Raw genomic sequence first — 16825 nt, 5'->3', positions numbered from 1 at the left:
GGCGAGCAAGGCTGCGCGATCGCGTGTTCATCGGGCCTCCGGTGAGATGCGGTCCCGCGGTGTTGCGACGCCGGTCTGCTGGACGGTGCCCTCGCCCACCGGCTCGATCACGTCGAGCACCGGTTGCGGGTACAGGCCAAGGCCGAGGATCAGCGCCAGCAGCGGCGCGATCACCCAGCGCTCCGCGGTGGCGAGGTCGGTCACGCCCTCGTTGCCCGGCCGCAGGTCGCCGGTCATCGTCCGCTGGTAGAGCCACAGCACGTACACCGCCGCGAGCACCACTCCCCCGGCCGCGATCACCGCCGCGGCCGGGTAGGCGGTGAAGGTGCCGACCAGCACGAGAAACTCGGCCACGAAGCCGGAAAGGCCGGGAAGCGCCAGCGTGGCGAGGCCCGCGAACAGGAAGGTGCCCGCGAGTACGGGCGCGAGTTGCTGCACGCCACCGTAATCCGCGATCAGGTCCGAGCCGCGCCTGCTGATCAGGAACCCGGCGATCAGGAACAGGGCCGCGACGGACAGCCCGTGGCTCACCATGTAGAAGGCGGCACCGGCCTGGCTCTGCGGGGTCATCGCGAAAACCCCGATCGTGATGAACCCGAAATGCGAAAGGGACGTGTAGGCGATCAGGCGCATGATCCGGTTCTGTCCGATGGCGACCAGCGCGCCGTAGCCGATGCCGATCACGCTCAGCACGACGACGAGCGGGGTGAAGAATTCCGACGCGTCCGGGAACAGCGAGAGGCAGTACCGCAGCATGCCGAAGGTGCCGACCTTGTCCAGTATCCCGACCAGCAGCACGGCTGTGCCGGGCGTGGACTCCGCGACCGCGGAAGGCAGCCAGCTGTGCAGCGGCCACAGTGGAGCCTTGATCGCGAAGGCGACGAAGAACCCCGCGAACAGCAGGCGCTCGGTCACCGGGTCCAGCCGCAGCGTGCCGTCACGCACCGCCGCCGCCAGCGTCGGGAAGTCGAAGGTGCCCTGCGGCAGCTGCTGGGCTGAGACCACGTACAGCCCGATCACCGCCACAAGCATCAGCAGGCCGCCTGCGAGGCTGTAGAGCAGGAACTTCATCGCGGCGGCCGACCGCGACCGGCCGCCGTAGCGGCCGATGAGGAAGTACATCGGGACGAGCATCGCCTCGAACAGCACGTAGAACAGGAACACGTCGGTGGCGGCGAAGGCACCGATCGCCGTGGTCTCCAGCGCCAGCGCCAGCGCGAGGAACCCACTGCCTGCGTTGGCGCTCGCGGCGATGACGATCGGCGTGAGCACCGTGGTGAGCGCGACCAGGGTCAAACCCACGCCGTCGACGCCGAGTCCGTAGGAAATGCCGAAGTGCGGGATCCAGTCATGGTGCTCGGCAAGCTGCAAGCCCGACTCGCCGACGCGGAACCCGGTCGTCGCTACCGCCAGCACCACCATCGCGGCCAGCGCGAACGTGAACGCGACACGCCGGGCGAGTCGGTCGGCACCGCGCGGCAGCAACGCCAGAACCCCCGAACCGATGAGCGGCAAGGCACCCACCGTGGTCAGCCAGGGAAAGGCCATCGGGCTCACCACCCCACCAGGAAGGCCGCGAGCAGCAGCGTCGCGCCGCCGAACACCCACAGGGCGTAGCCACGCACGTAGCCGGTCTGCGCCGTGCGCAGCACCACCGCTCCGCGTGCGATCGTGCCCCCGACCCCGGTGACGACCCGGTCGAGAGCCCGCTCGGCCGGGTCGGCGAGCCAGTTCGCGAGCGCCCGGCCCGGCCGCATGACCACGGCCTCGTTGAAGGCGTCACCGTAGAGGTCCCGCCGCGCGGCCCGCCCGAACCACGACGACCCAGCCCGCGGAGCGGGCCGGGCAAGCCGGACATGCTGCCACCACGCCACCGCGACGCCCGCGGCGACGATCGAAAGGACCAGCGCCGTCCACCCCCACGCGGCGTGTGGCGTGCCCGCCTCGGCTGGTCCGCCGAGCACGGGGGCAAGCCAGGCCGCCATCCGGCCACCAAGCCACAGCAGCAGGCCCGCGCCCGCCGAGCCGAGGGCGAGCACCACCATCGGCACCAGCATCGTCGGCGGCGACTCGTGCGGGTGCGCCTGCTCGGCCCACCGCCGAGGCCCGAAGAACGTCAGCAGCAGCACCCGAGTCATGTAGAACGCGGTGAGCCCGGCACCGGCCAGCGCCGCGGTGCCGAGGACCCAGCCCAGCGGGCCTGCGGTGCCGAAGGCGACCTCGATGATGGGGTCCTTGGTGAAGAAGCCCGAGAACGGTGGCACCCCGATGATCGCGAGGTATCCCGCGCCGAACGTGACGAACGTGGCGGGCAGCGCCGCGCGCAGCGCACCGTAGCGGCGCATGTCGACCTCGTCGCGCATCGCGTGCATGACCGAGCCCGCGCCGAGGAACAGCCCTGCCTTGAAGAAGCCGTGCACGACCAGATGCGTGATCGCGAGGACGTAACCGGCGGGACCGAGTCCCGCCGCCAGCATCATGTACCCGATCTGGGACATCGTCGAGGCCGCCAGCGCCTGCTTGATGTCGTACTTCGCGCAGCCGATGATCGCACCGAAGAGCAGGGTTGCCGCGCCGACCAGCGCGACGGCCAGCCGCGCGTCCGGTGCCGCGGCGTAGATCTCGTGCGAGCGCGTGATGAGGTAGACGCCCGCGGTGACCATCGTGGCGGCGTGGATGAGCGCCGACACCGGGGTCGGCCCCTCCATCGCGTCCAGCAGCCACGACTGCAGCGGCAACTGGGCCGACTTCCCGCACGCGGCGAGCAGCAGCAGCAGGCCGATCGCGGTCGCGGTGCCGCCGCTCGACCCCGCTGCCGCGAACACGGTGTCGAAGTCCAGCGAGCCGAAGGCCGCGACCATGAGCATCATCGCCACGAGCAACCCGACGTCGCCGACGCGGTTGACCACGAACGCCTTCTTCGCCGCCACGGCGGCGGCCGGTTTGTGCTGCCAGAACCCGATCAGCAGGTACGAAGCCAGCCCAACGCCCTCCCAACCGATGAAGAGCACAACGAAGTCGTCGGCCAGCACCAGCAGCAGCATCGCCGCCACGAACAGGTTGAGGTAGCCGAAGAACCGGCGGCGGCGCGGGTCGTCGGCAAGGTAGGCCACCGAGTAGATGTGGATGAGCGCACCGACCCCGGTGATCAGCAGCACGAACGTCAGCGACAGCGGATCGAGCAGCAACCCGGCTTCCACCCGCAACTCGCCCACCGAAAGCCACGTGAACAGCGGCGCGTGCTGAACCCGCTGCTGCGGGGCGAGCCCGGCCAGGCCCAGCATGGCGGAAAGGCCTGCGACGAAGGCGGCCGGCACCGTCGCCACCCCCAGGTAATGGCCCCATCGGTCGGTCCGCCTGCCGCCAAGCAGCAACACAGCGGCGCCGAGGGCGGGAAAGCCGACGATGAGCCAGGCAGCGGATCCGGACAGCATCTGTGTCACCACTTCCCTCAGTGCCTGAGCAGGTTGGCGTCGTCGATCGATGACGACCGGCGGTCACGGAACGCGGTCATCACGATCGCGAGTCCCACCACGACCTCAGCGGCGGCGACGACCATGATGAAGAACGCGAACACCTGTCCGTCGAGGCCGTTGTGCACCCGCGAGAACACGACGAACGCCAGGTTCGCCGCGTTGAGCATCAGCTCCACGCACATCAGCACCACGATCGCGTTGCGCCGCGTGAGGACACCGACGGCACCCAGTCCGAACAGGACAGCCGAAAGGTAGAGGTAGCTTTCCGGGCTCATCGTGGCCCCCGCCGTCCCGGCACGGAGTTCCACGCGGGCTCCCCGTCCGGCAGCAGCGCGGGAACGTCCACCGAGTTGCGGCCCGCGTAGACGCCCGGCGGGGGCAGCGGGCTGACCTGGCCACCCCGCGCCAGCGCGCGGATACGCTCGCGGGAGAGTTCGCGTTGCGTTCTGCGGGTGCCGCGATGCCCGGTCAGCGCCATCGTGCCCAGCGCGGCGGTGATCAGCAGCGCGCTGGTGACCTCGAACGCCCAGACGTAGCGGGTGAAGATCAGCGTCGCGAGGCCAGGTACGTCGCCACCGGCGCGGGCGGCCGCCGCGGTGGGCTCCAGCACCAACTCACCCAGCCCTGCGACAACGAGCACGCCGAACGCGAGCCCGGTGAGCGCGGCCGCGACCCGCTGCCCGCGCAACCGCTCCACCAGCGACTCGGCGGAGTCGACACCGACCATCATCACGACGAACAGGAACAGCATCATCACGGCACCCGCGTAGACCACGACCTGCACGACGCCGAGGAAGACCGCGCCGTGTCCGATGTAGAACACCGCGAGGCCGAGCATGACCAGGGCCAGCAGGAGTGCGCTGTGCACGGCCTTCGCCGTCACCAGCATCGTCGCGGCGGCCAGCACGGTGACCGGGGCCAGAATCCAGAAAACGATCACTTCGGTCATCGGGCACTCCCGTCACGCGGGCGCACCCGGTCCGCGTAGTAGTCGGCGGCGGTGGTGCCGGGAGCCATCGGATGCGGCGGCGCGACCATGCCGGGCCCGAGGTCGGCCAGTAGCTGCTCCTTGGTGAACACCAGCTGCTCGCGACCGAGGTCGGCGAGTTCGAACTCGGTACTCATGGTCAATGCGCGGGTCGGGCACGCCTCCACGCACAGTCCACAAAAGATGCAGCGCAGGTAGTTGATCTCGTACCGCCTGCCGTACCGCTCACCCGGCGAGTACCGCTCGGCGTCGGTGTTGTCCGCACCCTCCACGTGGATGGCGTCCGCCGGGCAGGCCCACGCGCACAGCTCGCAGCCGACACACTTCTCCAGCCCGTCGGCGTAGCGATTCAGGACGTGGCGGCCGTGGAACCCGTCCGGCAACTCCTTGCGCTGCTCGGGATAGAACTCCGTGTTGGCCTTCTTGAACATCGCGGAGAAGGTGACACCGAACCCCGCGACCGAGTCGAGGAACCTACCCACGTCCAGCCTCCTCCAGTCGCGTGCGCGGCAGAGGCGGGACCGGGAACCCACCGTCACCGGCGTCGGCGATGTCCGGGCGCGCCCTGCCGCGATCGCGACGCGATCCCAGTGAGACGGCGACGAGCAGCAGCACTGCCACCGCACCGGCGAGCAGCAACGGGGCGGCGCCGCCTGCCGGGTCGGTCAGGGTCCGCACGATGGCCACGACCGCGATCCAGGCGAGCGAGAACGGGATGAGCAGCTTCCAGCCGAGCGTCATGAACTGGTCGTAGCGCAGCCGGGGAAGCGTCCCACGCAGCCAGATGAACACGAACAGCAGCAGCAACACCTTGCCCAGCAACCACAATGCGGGCCAGCCTCCGCGATTGGCCCCTTCCCACAGCGAGATCGGCCACGGTGCCCGCCAACCGCCGAGGAACAGGGTGCTGGCCAGCGCGGAGACGGTGACCATGTTGATGTACTCGGCGAGCATGAACGTCGCGAACTTCAGCGAGGAGTACTCGGTGTGGAAACCACCGACCAGCTCTCCCTCGGCCTCCGGCAGGTCGAACGGTGCCCGGTTGGTCTCCCCCACCATCGCCACGAGATAGATCAGCAGGGATGGCGCGAGCAGCACCCCGTACCACAGCCCCCGCTGAGCCCACACGATGTCGGAAGTGGACATCGAGCCGGCGACGAGGAACACGGCGACGAACGACAGGGCCATCGCGATCTCGTAGGAGAGCACCTGGGCGGTGGAGCGCAACCCGCCGAGCAGCGGGTAAACCGAGCCGGAGGACCAGCCCGCCAGCACGATGCCGTAGACGCCGATCGACGTGGCGGCAAGTACGAACAGCACACCCACCGGCAGGTCCGTGAGCTGCAGCGCGGTGGCCTGCCCGAAAACGGTGACCTCGGGTCCGAACGGGATCACCGCCATGGAAAGGAACGCGCACGTGCCCGCGATCACCGGCGCCAGCACGAACACCACTCGGTCGGCCGCGCGCGGGGTGATGTCCTCCTTCAACGCCAGCTTGAGCCCATCGGCCAGCGACTGCAGCGTCCCCCACGGCCCGACCCGGTTCGGGCCGACCCGCATCTGCATGTAGGCCACGACCTTGCGCTCGTAGACGACGCAGAACAAGGTGATGAGCAGCAGCAGGGCGAAGATAACGACTGCCTTACCCGCGACAAGCCACCACGGGTCCCGCGCGAGTAACTCCGCCGCGTTCATCGGGCCTCCGGTGCCTTGCGGGAAACCCGCACTCGCGCACCCGCGCAGACCCCGAGCGTCTGCTGCACGGTCGAGCCGGGCGAGTTCTGCGGAAGCCAGACGACCCGCTCGGGCAGGTCGGTGACGGCCAGCGGCAGGGTCAGCGAACCCCGCGAGGTGGAGACCGTGACGAGGTCACCCTCCGCCGCCCCGATCTCGGCCGCCGTCGCGGCCGAGAGGCGAGCCACCGGGCGGCGCGCCGCCTCGGCCAGGTTCTCGTCCCCGCCCTGCAGCCGTCCGTTGTCCAGCAGCATCCGCCAGGTGGCGAGCACGGCCTGCCCGGCGGCTGGGGGCGCCGAGGGACGGTCGGCGCGCGCCGGTTCGAGCCGGGGACGCTGCCCCGACCACGAACCCAGCCGCGCCAGCTCCCGCCGCGCCACGTCGGCGCTTCCCAGGTCGGCGTCAGCCCGAGCCGCGATCGCGGCCAGCACCCGGTGGTCCGCCCACTGACCCCGATCCCGCACCGCCGCCTCGAAAACGCGGTGCCGGTTCTCCCAGTTGACGAACGTCCCGGACTTCTCACCGGCCACGGCGACCGGCAGCACGACGTCAGCTCGCTCGGTGACGGCGCTCGCGCGCGTTTCCAGACTCACCACGAACGGTGCCCGCTCGATGCCACCCACCGCCGCGAGCGGGTCGCGCAGGTCCCCGGGCTCGACCCCTGCCACCAGGAGCGCGCCGAGTTCGCCGCGCTGGGCCGCCGCGAGGATCTCCTCGGTATCGCGGCCGGGCTTCGCAGGCAGTTCCCGCACACCCCAGGCCCGTGCGACCTCCGCGCGTGCCAGTGAATCGGCCACCGGCCTGCCGCCGGGCAACACTGTGGGGAACGCACCTGCCTCCAGCGCACCCCGGTCGCCCGCCCTGCGTGGCACCCAACCCAGCGAGGCCCCGGTCACCCTGGCCAGTCGGGTCGCCGCGGACAGCGAGCCTGCCGAATTCGCGAGCCGCTCCCCCACCAGGATCACCGCGCCCGGCCGGGAAAGCTCCCTGCCGGGCTCGTCCCCGGACAGCGTGTCGAGAATGGCCGCTTCCTCGCCCGGCGAAGCCTTCAGCAGTGTGCCGGTCAGCTTCCGCAACCCATAGCTGGCGAACGGAGCGATCGAGAGCACGGAAAGGCCCGCCCGCACGCCCTTTCGCAGCCGCAGGAACACGATCGGCGCCTCTTCCTCGGGTTCGAGGCCGGCGAGCAACACGGCCGGCGCATGCTCCAGGTCCGCGTAGGTGGGTCCCAGCGGGCGACCGGCGACCACCGTGGCGAGGAAGCCCGTCTCCTCCGCGGACAGTGGCCGGGCGCGGAAATCCACGTCGTTGGTGCCGAGCACGATCCGCGCGAACTTCGCGTAGGCGTAGGCATCCTCCAGTGTCAGCCGGCCACCGGTGAGCACGCCCGCGTCGCCGCGCGCCGCGCCGAGGCCCTGCGCCGCGGCGGCGATCGCTTCCGGCCAGGACGCCGGTACGAGCCTGCCGGTCCCGCTGTCGCGCAGCAACGGCGTGGTGAGCCGGTCGGCGGCCGTGGCGTGCCGAAACGCCCACCGTCCCTTGTCGCAGTTCCACTCCTCGTTGACCGCCGGGTCGTCGCCCGCGTTACGCCGCACGACCTCGCCACCACGGGAGTCGGTGCGGATGGCGCAGCCCGCGGCGCAGTGCTCGCACACCCCTGCCGTCGACACCAGGTCGAACGGGCGGGACCGGAACCGGTAGGAAGTCGCGGTGAGCGCTCCGACCGGGCAGATCTGCACCGTGTTGCCGGAGAAGTAGGAGTCGAACGGGCTGTGCTCGCCCACCCCGATCTGCTGCTGGCTGCCCCGCTCCATCAGCTCGATCAGCGGATCACCCGCGATCTGCTCGGCGAAGCGGGTGCAGCGCGCGCACTGCACGCACCGCTCGCGGTCCAGCAGGATCAGGCTGGAGATCGCGACCGGTTTCGGGAACGTGCGCTTGCGCCCGGTGAACCGCGACCGCGCGTTGCCGCCCGTCATGGCCTGGTTCTGTAGCGGGCATTCGCCGCCCTTGTCGCAGACCGGGCAGTCCAGTGGATGGTTGATCAGCAGCAGTTCCAGGATGCCGCGCTGCGCACGGTCGGCCATCGGTGAGGTGAGCTGGGTGTTCACTGTCATGCCAGGTGCCACCGCCGTGGTGCAGGCGGTCACCGGTTTGGCCTGCCCGGCCACCTCGACGAGGCACTGCCTGCACGCACCGGCCGGTTCGAGCAGCGGGTGGTCGCAGAACCGGGGAATCTCGATGCCGAGCGACTCGGCGGCACGGATCACGAGCGTTCCCGCCGGGACGCTGAGCTCCGTGCCGTCGATGGTCAGCGTGACCAGTTCGGTCTGCGCGGTGGTGGCCGCCATCAGCGGGCTCCTTCCTCGGAGAACAGCACACTGCGTTCGGCGGGGAAGGGACAGCCGCCCAGCCGCAGGTGCTCGGAGTACTCGTCGCGGAAGTGGGTCACAGACGAGACGATCGGGCTGGTGGCGGCGTCGCCGAGCGCGCAGAACGAGCGGCCCGCGACACTGGCGCACACGTCGAGCAGCTTGTCCACATCGTCGGGACCCGCGGTGCCCTGCTCCAACTCCTCCAGGATGCGCACCATCCAGAACGTGCCCTCGCGACACGGCGTGCACTTGCCGCACGACTCGTGCTCGTAGAACCGCGACCACCGCAGTACCGCGCGCACGACGCAGGTCGTCTCGTCGAAGATCTGCAGCGCCTTGGTGCCGAGCATCGACCCCGCCGCCGCGACGCCCTCGTAGTCCAGCGCGACGTCCAGGTGCTCGTCGGTGAGGATGGGCGTCGACGAGCCACCAGGCGTCCAGAACTTCAGCCGGTGCCCGGCCCGGACACCACCCGCGAGCGTGAGCAGCTCCCGCAGCGTCACCCCGAGCGGAGCCTCGTACTGGCCGGGCCGCGTCACATGCCCCGACAGCGAGTACAGCGTGAAACCCGGCGACTTCTCGCTGCCCGTCGAGCGGAACCACTTCGCGCCCTCACGCAGGATCGCGGGCACGCTCGCGATCGTCTCCACGTTGTTCACCACGGTGGGGCACCCGTACAGGCCCTCGGTCGCCGGAAACGGCGGGCGCAGCCTTGGCTGCCCCCGCCTGCCTTCCAGCGAGTCCAGCAGTGCTGTCTCCTCACCGCAGATGTAGGCGCCCGCGCCCGCGTGCACCATGACGTCGAGGGAGAACCCGGAGCCGAGGATGTTCTCGCCGAGGTAGCCTGCCTGTCTCGCCTCGGCGACGGCGGCGTGCAGTCGCCGTAGTACCGCGATCACCTCGCCACGCACGTAAACGAAGGCCCGCTCGGCGCGAATCGCGTATGCGGCGATGGCGGCACCCTCGATCAACTCGTGCGGGTTGGCCAGCAGCAGCGGCACGTCCTTGCAGGTGCCCGGCTCCGACTCGTCGGCGTTGACCACCAGGTAGTGCGGCTTGCCGTCACCTTGCGGGATGAAGCCCCACTTGACGCCGGTCGGGAATCCTGCGCCGCCGCGACCGCGCAGGCCGGAGTCCTTGACAAGCGCTGTCACGTCGTCCGGCGCCATCGCGAGGGCCATCGCCAGCGCGCGGTAACCGCCGTGGCGCCGGTAGGTGGCCAGCGTCCACGATCGCGGTTCGTCCCACATGCGCGTGAGCACCGCCGCCGTCACGGTGCCTGCCCTTCGGGGACGAACCCGGCGAGGATGCGCGCGTTCTGCCGGAAGGTACACAGTGCACCTTCTCCACGGGAGGGGAAGACCGCGCGCCCGGCTCGCAGGTCGTCGACGAGTCGGCGCGCCGTCGAGACGGTCATGTTGTCGAAGAACTCCCAGTTCACCGTCACGACGGGTGCGTAGTCGCAGGCCGCGTTGCACTCCACGGATTCGAGCGTGATCGCGCCGTCGTCGGTGGTGCCGTCTTCGCCTGGCCGGAGGTACTCGCGTAACGCCGCCAGGACGGCGTCGCCGCCCATGATCGCGCACAGCGTGTTGGTGCACACCCCCACGAGGTGCTCGCCCGCGGGTGCCCGGCGGTACATCGTGTAGAACGTCGCGACCGCCCTGACCTCGGCGGTGGTGATCCCGAGCAGGCGGGCGCAGAACTCGGTGCCGTCGGTGGACACGTAACCCTCCACCGACTGCACCAGGTGCAGCAGCGGCAGCAGAGCAGACCGGGGCCGAGGGTAGCGCGCGATGATCGCGCCCGCGTCGGCCTCCATCGCCGTCCAGTCGGGACTGTCCGTCGTGGTCATCGGTCGGCACCTCCCATCACCGGGTCGATGGAGGCGATCGCGGCGATCACGTCGGCGACCATGCCGCCCTCACACATCGCCGGAACGGACTGCAGGTTGACGAACGAGGGGTCGCGCAGGTGAACGCGGTACGGCCTGGTGCCGCCGTCGCTGACCGCGTGCACGCCCAACTCCCCGCGCGGTGACTCCACCCCCACGTAGACCTGGCCCTCCCGCACCCGGAAACCCTCGGTGACCAGCTTGAAGTGGTGGATCAGCGACTCCATCGACTCGCCCATGATCTGGCGGACGTAGTTCAGGTCGTTGCCGAGCCCGTCCGCCCGCACCGACAACTGCGCGGGCCAGGCGATCTTGCGGTCGGCCACCATCACCGGCCCCGGCCGCAGCCGCTCCAGGCACTGCTCGACGATCGAAAGCGACTGCCTCATCTCCTCCAGCCGCACCAGGAACCGGCCGTAGGCGTCACAGCTGTTCGAGGTGGCCACCTCGAACTCGTAGTTCTCGTAGCCGCAGTAGGGCTGGCTCTTGCGCAGATCGTGCGGCAACCCGGTGGCACGCAGGATCGGCCCGGTCACTCCGAGCGCCATGCAGCCCGCCAGATCCAGGTAGCCGACATCCCGCGTGCGCGCGGCGAAGATGCGATTGGAGGTGCACAGGTCCTCGTACTCACCGAGCCTGCTACGCATCACCTTCACGAACTCGGCGACGCGTTGCTCCGTGCCCTCCGGAAGGTCACGTGCCACTCCTCCCGGCCGGATATGGGCGTGGTTCATCCGCAGGCCGGTGATGAACTCGAACAGGTCCAGCACCAGTTCACGTTCCCGGAATCCGATCGTCATCACGGTGAGCGCACCGATCTCCATGCCACCGGTCGCGATACACACCAGGTGCGAGGAGATCCGGTTGAGTTCCATCAGCAGCACCCGGATCACGTCGGCGCGCTGCGGTACGTCCTCGGTGATGCCGAGCAACTTCTCCACGGCGAGGCAGTAGCCGACCTCGTTCGCGAACGGAGCGAGGTAGTCCATGCGCGTGACGAACGTGACGGCCTGCGTCCAGTTCCGGTACTCCAGGTTCTTCTCGATACCGGTGTGCAGGTAGCCGATCCCGCACCGGGCCTCGGTGACGGTCTCCCCTTCCAGCTCCAGGATCAGTCGCAGCACCCCGTGCGTGGACGGGTGCTGCGGCCCCATGTTGACCACGACCCGCTCGTCGGTGGCCTCGACCGCGCCTTCGACGACGGTGTCCCAGTCACCGCCCGCGACCGTGAAGTCCGCCGGTCGCTCCTGCGGAAGTGCAGCCCGACCTGTCTCGGAGAATTCCAGTGTGGACATCAGTGGTACGACCTCCGCTCGTCGGGCGCGGGCACGGACACACCGGGGTACTCGACAGGAATGCCGCCGAGTGGGTAGTCCTTGCGCTGCGGGTGGCCATCCCAGTCGTCGGGCAGCTGGATGCGGGTCAGCCCGGGATGACCGTCGAACACGATCCCGAAGAAGTCGTAGGTCTCGCGCTCGTGCCAGTCCGCGGTCGGGTACACCGCGACGATCGACGGGATACGCGGGTCACCGTCGGGACACGACACCTCCACGCGCAGCCGACGGTTGTGAGTGACGGAAAGGAAGTGGTAGACGGCGTGCAGCTCACCGCCCTCGTCGTGCGGGTAGTGCACGCCGGACACCGAGCAGCACAGCTCGAACCGTAACCGAGGCACATCCCGCAGCGCGGTCGCGACCGGAAGCAGCCACTCCCGCGCCACGACGAAGGTGAGCTCGTCGCGGTCGACGACGACCCTCGGCACGGCTGCGGCGAAGGAGGCGCCGTGCTCGGAAAGCGCGGCGGCCAACTCGTCGGCGACCTCGTCGAACCAACCGCCATAGGGACGTGGAGTGCCCTCCGGTTGCCGGATCGTGCGGCGCAGCCTGCCGTAGCCGGAGGTGTCACCCGGGCCGTCCGCGCCGAACATCCCGGTGCGGACGGCCACGATGCCGGGTTCCTCCTGCGGCCGCGGGGAGGCGCCGTTCCCGCCGCTCATGTCGGCGAGCCAAGCGTCACCCGGACCGGTGCCGCCAGCGCGGCGGCACCGACCGCCTCGGCGACCCGCTGCCGGTTGCTTCCCAGCGGCATGTGCTGGATCTCCTCGTGCAGCTTGAGGATCGCGTGCATGAGCATCTCCGGCCGGGGTGGGCAGCCGGGCAGGTACACGTCGACCGGCACGACATGGTCCACGCCCTGCACGATCGCGTAGTTGTTGAACATGCCGCCCGACGAGGCGCACGCACCCATCGACAGCACCCACTTCGGGTTCGCCATCTGGTCGTAGACCTGGCGTAGCACCGGGGCCATCTTCTGGCTCACCCTTCCCGCGACGATCAGCAGATCCGCCTGGCGCGGCGACGCGCGGAACACCTCCATCCCGAACCTGGCCAGGTCGTAGCGTCCCGCGCCGGTGGACATCATCTCGATCGCGCAGCAGGCCAGCCCGAACGTGGCGGGCCACAACGAGTTCTTCCGCACCCAGCCCGCGAGCTTCTCGACGCCGGTGAGCAGGAATCCGCTCGGCAGCTTCTCCTCGAGGCCCATCTCACCAGCCACCCCGGCCAGCGCCAAGCAGCGATCCACAGCGGACGGAGGTCGCTGCGTGAAGTGGTTCGTCCAGCCGTGCCTTCATCGCGGAACTCCTCTGCGCTCTCGGGTTGTCAACGAGCGGGGTCGAGCATGTGGTACAGCAGCAGTAACTGCGTGATGGCCAGCGGCTCGCTTCGAACGCCCGCGCCGAGACTGCCGAGCGTGCCCGGTACCTCTCCTGGGTCGACGCCGAGCCGTTCCCAGATCGCCTTCTCCACCACCAGGCTCTCCTCCCGTGGCGCGTACCCGTGAATGTGCAGGGTGTCGACAGGGCGGCCACCCGAGTCCCTGGTGAGTTTGAGGTGGATGGCTCGTTGCTCGCTGTCGCCGAGTACCCGGCTCAGGTCGAGGTGGTTGATCGTGGGCCGCAGCATCAGTTCCGCCGACAGCGGGGTGTCGGGCGGGTCGTGCCTGCCCGCGATCGGGGCGAACCGCACCACGATGTCGGCGTGTGCCCGCTGCGGGCGGATGAACTCGGCCGACTCCGGCTCTCGCCGCTCGAGTTCGGCGAGTACGGCCTCGGCTTCGTATCCCCGCTTCTGGGTGTCCCGCTTGATCTTCCACTGCCTGCGGATCTCCTCCGGTGGGTCGAGGTAGATCATGATGTCGAAGCAGGCGCGAGCCAGCTTGGTGTGCAGCGGAAGCAGTCCCTCGACGATCACGAACTCACGCGGCCGCACCAGTTCGGGCCGGGTCAGCTGGCCGGTGTTGTGGTCGTAGACCGGTTTGAGGATCGGTCGACCGGTCGCGAGCAGCTGCAGGTGCTGCTCCATGATCTCGACGTAGTTGCAGTCCGGGTGCAGCGCCGTGAACGGCAGCCCCTTGCGCTCCTGGCGATCGTAGCGGTGGTAGTCGTCCACGCACATCGTGGTGACCCGCTCCGGCCCCAGTGCCTCGGCCAGTCCGGCTGTCAGCGTGGTCTTTCCGGCTGCGCTGTCCCCTGCGACAGCGACCATTATCGGTCGGGAGGCCGGGTCGTTACCGACACGCTCGATCTGGATCAGCTTGTGCGGCATACCGGCTCCCGTCCCATCTTCCGCATGGCCGTCTGCACGACGGCGGCGACCGTGAACCCCAGTTCGGCGTATACCGTCGGACCAGGGGCGCTGGCACCGAACCGGCGTAGCCCCAGCACCGCGTCACCGGGGCGGGCCAGTGCCTGCCAGCCGGTCGGCACGCCCGCCTCGATCCACACGGCCGGGCAGTCCGGCAGCCGGAACTCGCCCGCGGCCGTGGCCTGCTCGAACCGCTCCCGCCATGGCACAGAAAGCACCTCGACCGCGATACCCTCGCCCGCCAGCGTCTCGGCGGCGGCGAGCGCGAGCGCCACCTCCGATCCGGTGGCGGCCAGCACGATCTCGGGGTCCCGCGCGTTCGTCCACACCGGACGCGCACCCGTGCGGCCGAGCAGGTTCTCCTCGGGCAGGTCGAGCACGGGCAGGTCCTGGCGGCTGAGCACGAGTGCGGTAGGCCCATCGGTGCGCTCCAGCGCCAGCCGCCAGCACGCCGCGGTCTCGTTGGCATCGGCGGGCCGCAGTACCGCGAGATTCGGGATCAACCGCAGCGACTCGAGTTGCTCGACCGGCTGGTGGGTCGGTCCGTCCTCACCGACGGCGACGGAGTCGTGAGTGAACACGAACACCACCGGCAGTCCCATCAGCGCTGCCAGCCGGATGGACGGCCGCAGGTAGTCGGAGAACACCAGGAAGGTGCTGCCGTAGCCGCGCAACCCGCCGTGCAGCGCGAGACCGTTCAGCACCGCGCCCATCGCGTGCTCGCGGATGCCGAAGTGCAGGTTACGGCCGAGCTGGTCGGCGCGGGTGACGTCGCCACCACCAGGGATCGTCGTGTTGGTGGATGCGGCCAGATCGGCGGACCCGCCCACCAGCCCGGGAAAGGCCGCCGTCACCGACTCGAGCACGGCGCCCGACGCCTTCCGCGTCGCCAACTTGGTGCCCGGTTCGAACACGGGCAGCCACCCGCTGAGGTTGGCGGGTGTTTCCAGCGGAGCCGAAGGGTCCCATCTCGCGGCCAGTGCGGGGTGCTCCCGCGCCCACAGCAGCCGGCGCTCCGTCCAGGCGAACCGTTCGGCCTGCGTGCGGGCCGCCAGTTCCGCACACCGCTTGCCGACCTCGGCAGGCACGTGGAACTTCTCCTCGGGCCAGCCGTAAGCGGTTCGCAGCGTGGCGATCCGCTCCTCGCCCAGTGGCGCGCCGTGTGCCTTGCTTGTGCCCGCGACGTCGGGTGCGCCGTAACCGATGGTGGTTCGCACGGCGACCAGGCTGGGCCTGTCCTGTTCGGCGGCCGCCTCCGCGAGTGCCGCGATCACCGCGGGGCCGTCGTTGCCGTCGGCGACCCGCGCGGTGTGCCAGCCGTAGGCCGCGAACCGGGCGAGCACGTCGTCGGAGCAGCTGTGGCTCGCGGGCCCGTCGATCGTGACGTCGTTGTCGTCGAAGACGACCGTCAACCTGCCGAGCCCCAGATGCCCGGCGAGCGAGGCGGCCTCGTGGCTGATGCCCTCCATCAGGTCGCCGTCCCCGGCCAGCACCCACGTGCGATGGTCGACGACGGTGTGCCCCTCGGTGTTGGCGCGCGCGGCGAGCATCCGCTCGGCAAGCGCCATGCCGACCGCGTTCGCCATGCCCTGACCCAGCGGCCCGGTTGTGGTCTCCACGCCCGGTGTATGGCCGAACTCCGGATGCCCTGGGGTGCTCGAACCCCACTGGCGGAACCGGCTCAGCTGCTCGACGGGCAGGTCGTAGCCGAACAGGTGCAGCAGGGCGTACAGCAGCATCGAGCCGTGTCCGGCCGAGAGCACGAACCTGTCGCGATCGGGCCACTGCGGCTCCGTGGGATCGTGCCGCAGGAAACGCGACCAGATCACCCACGCCGGCACCGCGGCGCCCATCGGCAGCCCGGGGTGGCCACTGCGGGCCTGCTGGACCGCGTCGGCCGCCAGCATGCGAATCGTGGTGACGGCGAGGTCGTCGACCTCGTCCCAGTGCTGTCGCGGGAAGTTCATGCCGCGTCCTCGCTCGCCGTGGCCAGCTGCCGCAGCCGGGCCAGCTCCTGCGACATCGCGTCGCGGCTGCGAAACAGCGCCGACCCGATACAGAACGTGTTCGCACCGGCACGCGCCGCACCGGCGATGGAATCCGGCCCGATCCCGCCGTCGACCTCCAGTTCGATCGCCCTGCCCGCGCGACCGATGAGCGCTGCCGCCTCGGCGATCTTCGACTCCATCGTGGACAGGTAGGCCTGGCCGCCGAAACCGGGATTGACGGTCATCACCAGCACCAGGTCCACCAGGTCGAGCACGTGGGCCACCGCCGAAAGCGGTGTCGCCGGATTCAGCGCGACACCGGCGCGCACGCCGAGTTCACGCAGCCGCGCCAGGGTCCGGTGCAGGTGCACGCAGGTCTCCGCGTGGACGATCACGATCTCGCACCCGGCCTCGACCCAGCGTTCGAGCAGCGGTTCGGGTCGCTGGACCATCAGGTGTGCCTCGAACTCGACGTCGACCACGCGGCGCACCGAAGCGATCACATCGGGCCCGACGGTCAGATTCGGCACGAAGGCACCGTCCATGACGTCCCACTGGATGCGGTCGATTCCGGCATCCTGAAGCGCGCGGCATTCCTCGCCCAGCCTGGCGAAATCCGCGGGCAGGATCGACGCCACAAGGCGCGGCCGCGATGGGATCGGCTGCATTCTCCGCAAAACCTCCCGAGTCGTTGTCAGCCGAAGTTAGGTCGCCTGCACCTGCCAG

General features: G+C 69.9%; 15 protein-coding genes. All 15 read right to left on the bottom strand.

The features are described from left to right. Positions 1-27: 27 nt before the first annotated feature. Positions 28-1548, bottom strand: coding sequence for an NADH-quinone oxidoreductase subunit M (locus SACMADRAFT_RS09580; protein ID WP_009153607.1), 1521 nt, complete (start codon positions 1546-1548; stop codon positions 28-30). 5 nt (positions 1549-1553) lie between these two features. Beyond that, the gene (nuoL, locus tag SACMADRAFT_RS09575) at positions 1554-3434 is read right to left on the bottom strand and encodes an NADH-quinone oxidoreductase subunit L (RefSeq protein ID WP_085977966.1); all 1881 of its coding nucleotides are present in this window, start codon (positions 3432-3434) and stop codon (positions 1554-1556) included. A gap of 17 nt (positions 3435-3451) precedes the next feature. Continuing rightward, positions 3452-3751, bottom strand: coding sequence for an NADH-quinone oxidoreductase subunit NuoK (gene nuoK, locus SACMADRAFT_RS09570; protein ID WP_040925622.1), 300 nt, complete (start codon positions 3749-3751; stop codon positions 3452-3454). Next, on the bottom strand, positions 3748-4425 hold the full coding sequence (locus SACMADRAFT_RS09565; protein ID WP_009153604.1) for an NADH-quinone oxidoreductase subunit J: 678 nt from the start codon (positions 4423-4425) through the stop codon (positions 3748-3750). The genes nuoK and SACMADRAFT_RS09565 overlap by 4 nt, the downstream gene beginning before the upstream one ends. Further along, positions 4422-4946, bottom strand: a complete 525-nt coding sequence (gene nuoI, locus SACMADRAFT_RS09560; RefSeq protein ID WP_009153603.1) for an NADH-quinone oxidoreductase subunit NuoI — start codon at positions 4944-4946, stop codon at positions 4422-4424. The genes SACMADRAFT_RS09565 and nuoI overlap by 4 nt, the downstream gene beginning before the upstream one ends. Then, entirely contained in the window at positions 4939-6159 is a 1221-nt protein-coding gene (gene nuoH, locus SACMADRAFT_RS09555) for an NADH-quinone oxidoreductase subunit NuoH (RefSeq protein WP_009153602.1), read from the bottom strand. Before nuoH ends, nuoI begins: the two co-directional genes overlap by 8 nt. After that, positions 6156-8549: an NADH-quinone oxidoreductase subunit G gene (locus SACMADRAFT_RS09550; RefSeq protein WP_009153601.1), complete on the bottom strand. Its 2394-nt coding sequence runs from the start codon at positions 8547-8549 to the stop codon at positions 6156-6158. Before SACMADRAFT_RS09550 ends, nuoH begins: the two co-directional genes overlap by 4 nt. Next, positions 8549-9823, bottom strand: coding sequence for an NADH-quinone oxidoreductase subunit NuoF (gene nuoF, locus SACMADRAFT_RS09545; RefSeq protein WP_040926249.1), 1275 nt, complete (start codon positions 9821-9823; stop codon positions 8549-8551). The genes SACMADRAFT_RS09550 and nuoF overlap by 1 nt, the downstream gene beginning before the upstream one ends. 20 nt (positions 9824-9843) lie before the next feature. Next, positions 9844-10428: an NADH-quinone oxidoreductase subunit NuoE gene (gene nuoE, locus SACMADRAFT_RS09540; protein WP_083840865.1), complete on the bottom strand. Its 585-nt coding sequence runs from the start codon at positions 10426-10428 to the stop codon at positions 9844-9846. Then, entirely contained in the window at positions 10425-11762 is a 1338-nt protein-coding gene (locus SACMADRAFT_RS09535) for an NADH-quinone oxidoreductase subunit D (protein WP_009153600.1), read from the bottom strand. Before SACMADRAFT_RS09535 ends, nuoE begins: the two co-directional genes overlap by 4 nt. Next, positions 11762-12463: an NADH-quinone oxidoreductase subunit C gene (locus tag SACMADRAFT_RS09530; RefSeq protein ID WP_009153599.1), complete on the bottom strand. Its 702-nt coding sequence runs from the start codon at positions 12461-12463 to the stop codon at positions 11762-11764. Before SACMADRAFT_RS09530 ends, SACMADRAFT_RS09535 begins: the two co-directional genes overlap by 1 nt. Continuing rightward, positions 12460-13011, bottom strand: a complete 552-nt coding sequence (locus SACMADRAFT_RS09525; protein ID WP_040926247.1) for a NuoB/complex I 20 kDa subunit family protein — start codon at positions 13009-13011, stop codon at positions 12460-12462. Before SACMADRAFT_RS09525 ends, SACMADRAFT_RS09530 begins: the two co-directional genes overlap by 4 nt. Positions 13012-13127: 116 nt before the next feature. After that, on the bottom strand, positions 13128-14072 hold the full coding sequence (locus SACMADRAFT_RS09520) for a phosphoribulokinase (RefSeq protein WP_009153597.1): 945 nt from the start codon (positions 14070-14072) through the stop codon (positions 13128-13130). After that, positions 14057-16078, bottom strand: coding sequence for a transketolase (tkt, locus tag SACMADRAFT_RS09515; RefSeq protein ID WP_009153596.1), 2022 nt, complete (start codon positions 16076-16078; stop codon positions 14057-14059). Before tkt ends, SACMADRAFT_RS09520 begins: the two co-directional genes overlap by 16 nt. Further along, complete coding sequence (gene rpe, locus SACMADRAFT_RS09510; protein ID WP_009153595.1) at positions 16075-16767, bottom strand: ribulose-phosphate 3-epimerase; 693 nt, start codon at positions 16765-16767, stop codon at positions 16075-16077. Before rpe ends, tkt begins: the two co-directional genes overlap by 4 nt. Between the last annotated feature and the right edge of the window lie 58 nt (positions 16768-16825).

The sequence above is a fragment of the Saccharomonospora marina XMU15 genome (assembly GCF_000244955.1).
Classification (GTDB): Bacteria; Actinomycetota; Actinomycetes; order Mycobacteriales; family Pseudonocardiaceae; genus Saccharomonospora_A; species Saccharomonospora_A marina.
The sequence above is the reverse complement of the archived record's forward strand: the minus strand, read 5'-3'. Positions and strand labels throughout refer to the sequence as shown.

Bases quoted from the DNA above. Each gene is read 5' to 3' on its own strand.
- SACMADRAFT_RS09525 (WP_040926247.1), bottom strand. From the start codon at position 13,011: ATGGGCCTCGAGGAGAAGCTGCCGAGCGGATTCCTGCTCACCGGCGTC.
- SACMADRAFT_RS09530 (WP_009153599.1), bottom strand. From the start codon at position 12,463: ATGAGCGGCGGGAACGGCGCCTCCCCGCGGCCGCAGGAGGAACCCGGC.
- SACMADRAFT_RS09580 (WP_009153607.1), bottom strand. From the start codon at position 1,548: ATGGCCTTTCCCTGGCTGACCACGGTGGGTGCCTTGCCGCTCATCGGT.
- nuoH (WP_009153602.1), bottom strand. From the start codon at position 6,159: ATGAACGCGGCGGAGTTACTCGCGCGGGACCCGTGGTGGCTTGTCGCG.
- nuoL (WP_085977966.1), bottom strand. From the start codon at position 3,434: ATGCTGTCCGGATCCGCTGCCTGGCTCATCGTCGGCTTTCCCGCCCTC.
- nuoK (WP_040925622.1), bottom strand. From the start codon at position 3,751: ATGAGCCCGGAAAGCTACCTCTACCTTTCGGCTGTCCTGTTCGGACTG.
- SACMADRAFT_RS09535 (WP_009153600.1), bottom strand. From the start codon at position 11,762: ATGTCCACACTGGAATTCTCCGAGACAGGTCGGGCTGCACTTCCGCAG.
- SACMADRAFT_RS09550 (WP_009153601.1), bottom strand. From the start codon at position 8,549: ATGGCGGCCACCACCGCGCAGACCGAACTGGTCACGCTGACCATCGAC.
- nuoE (WP_083840865.1), bottom strand. From the start codon at position 10,428: ATGACCACGACGGACAGTCCCGACTGGACGGCGATGGAGGCCGACGCG.
- SACMADRAFT_RS09520 (WP_009153597.1), bottom strand. From the start codon at position 14,072: ATGCCGCACAAGCTGATCCAGATCGAGCGTGTCGGTAACGACCCGGCC.
- SACMADRAFT_RS09565 (WP_009153604.1), bottom strand. From the start codon at position 4,425: ATGACCGAAGTGATCGTTTTCTGGATTCTGGCCCCGGTCACCGTGCTG.
- rpe (WP_009153595.1), bottom strand. From the start codon at position 16,767: ATGCAGCCGATCCCATCGCGGCCGCGCCTTGTGGCGTCGATCCTGCCC.
- tkt (WP_009153596.1), bottom strand. From the start codon at position 16,078: ATGAACTTCCCGCGACAGCACTGGGACGAGGTCGACGACCTCGCCGTC.
- nuoF (WP_040926249.1), bottom strand. From the start codon at position 9,823: ATGTGGGACGAACCGCGATCGTGGACGCTGGCCACCTACCGGCGCCAC.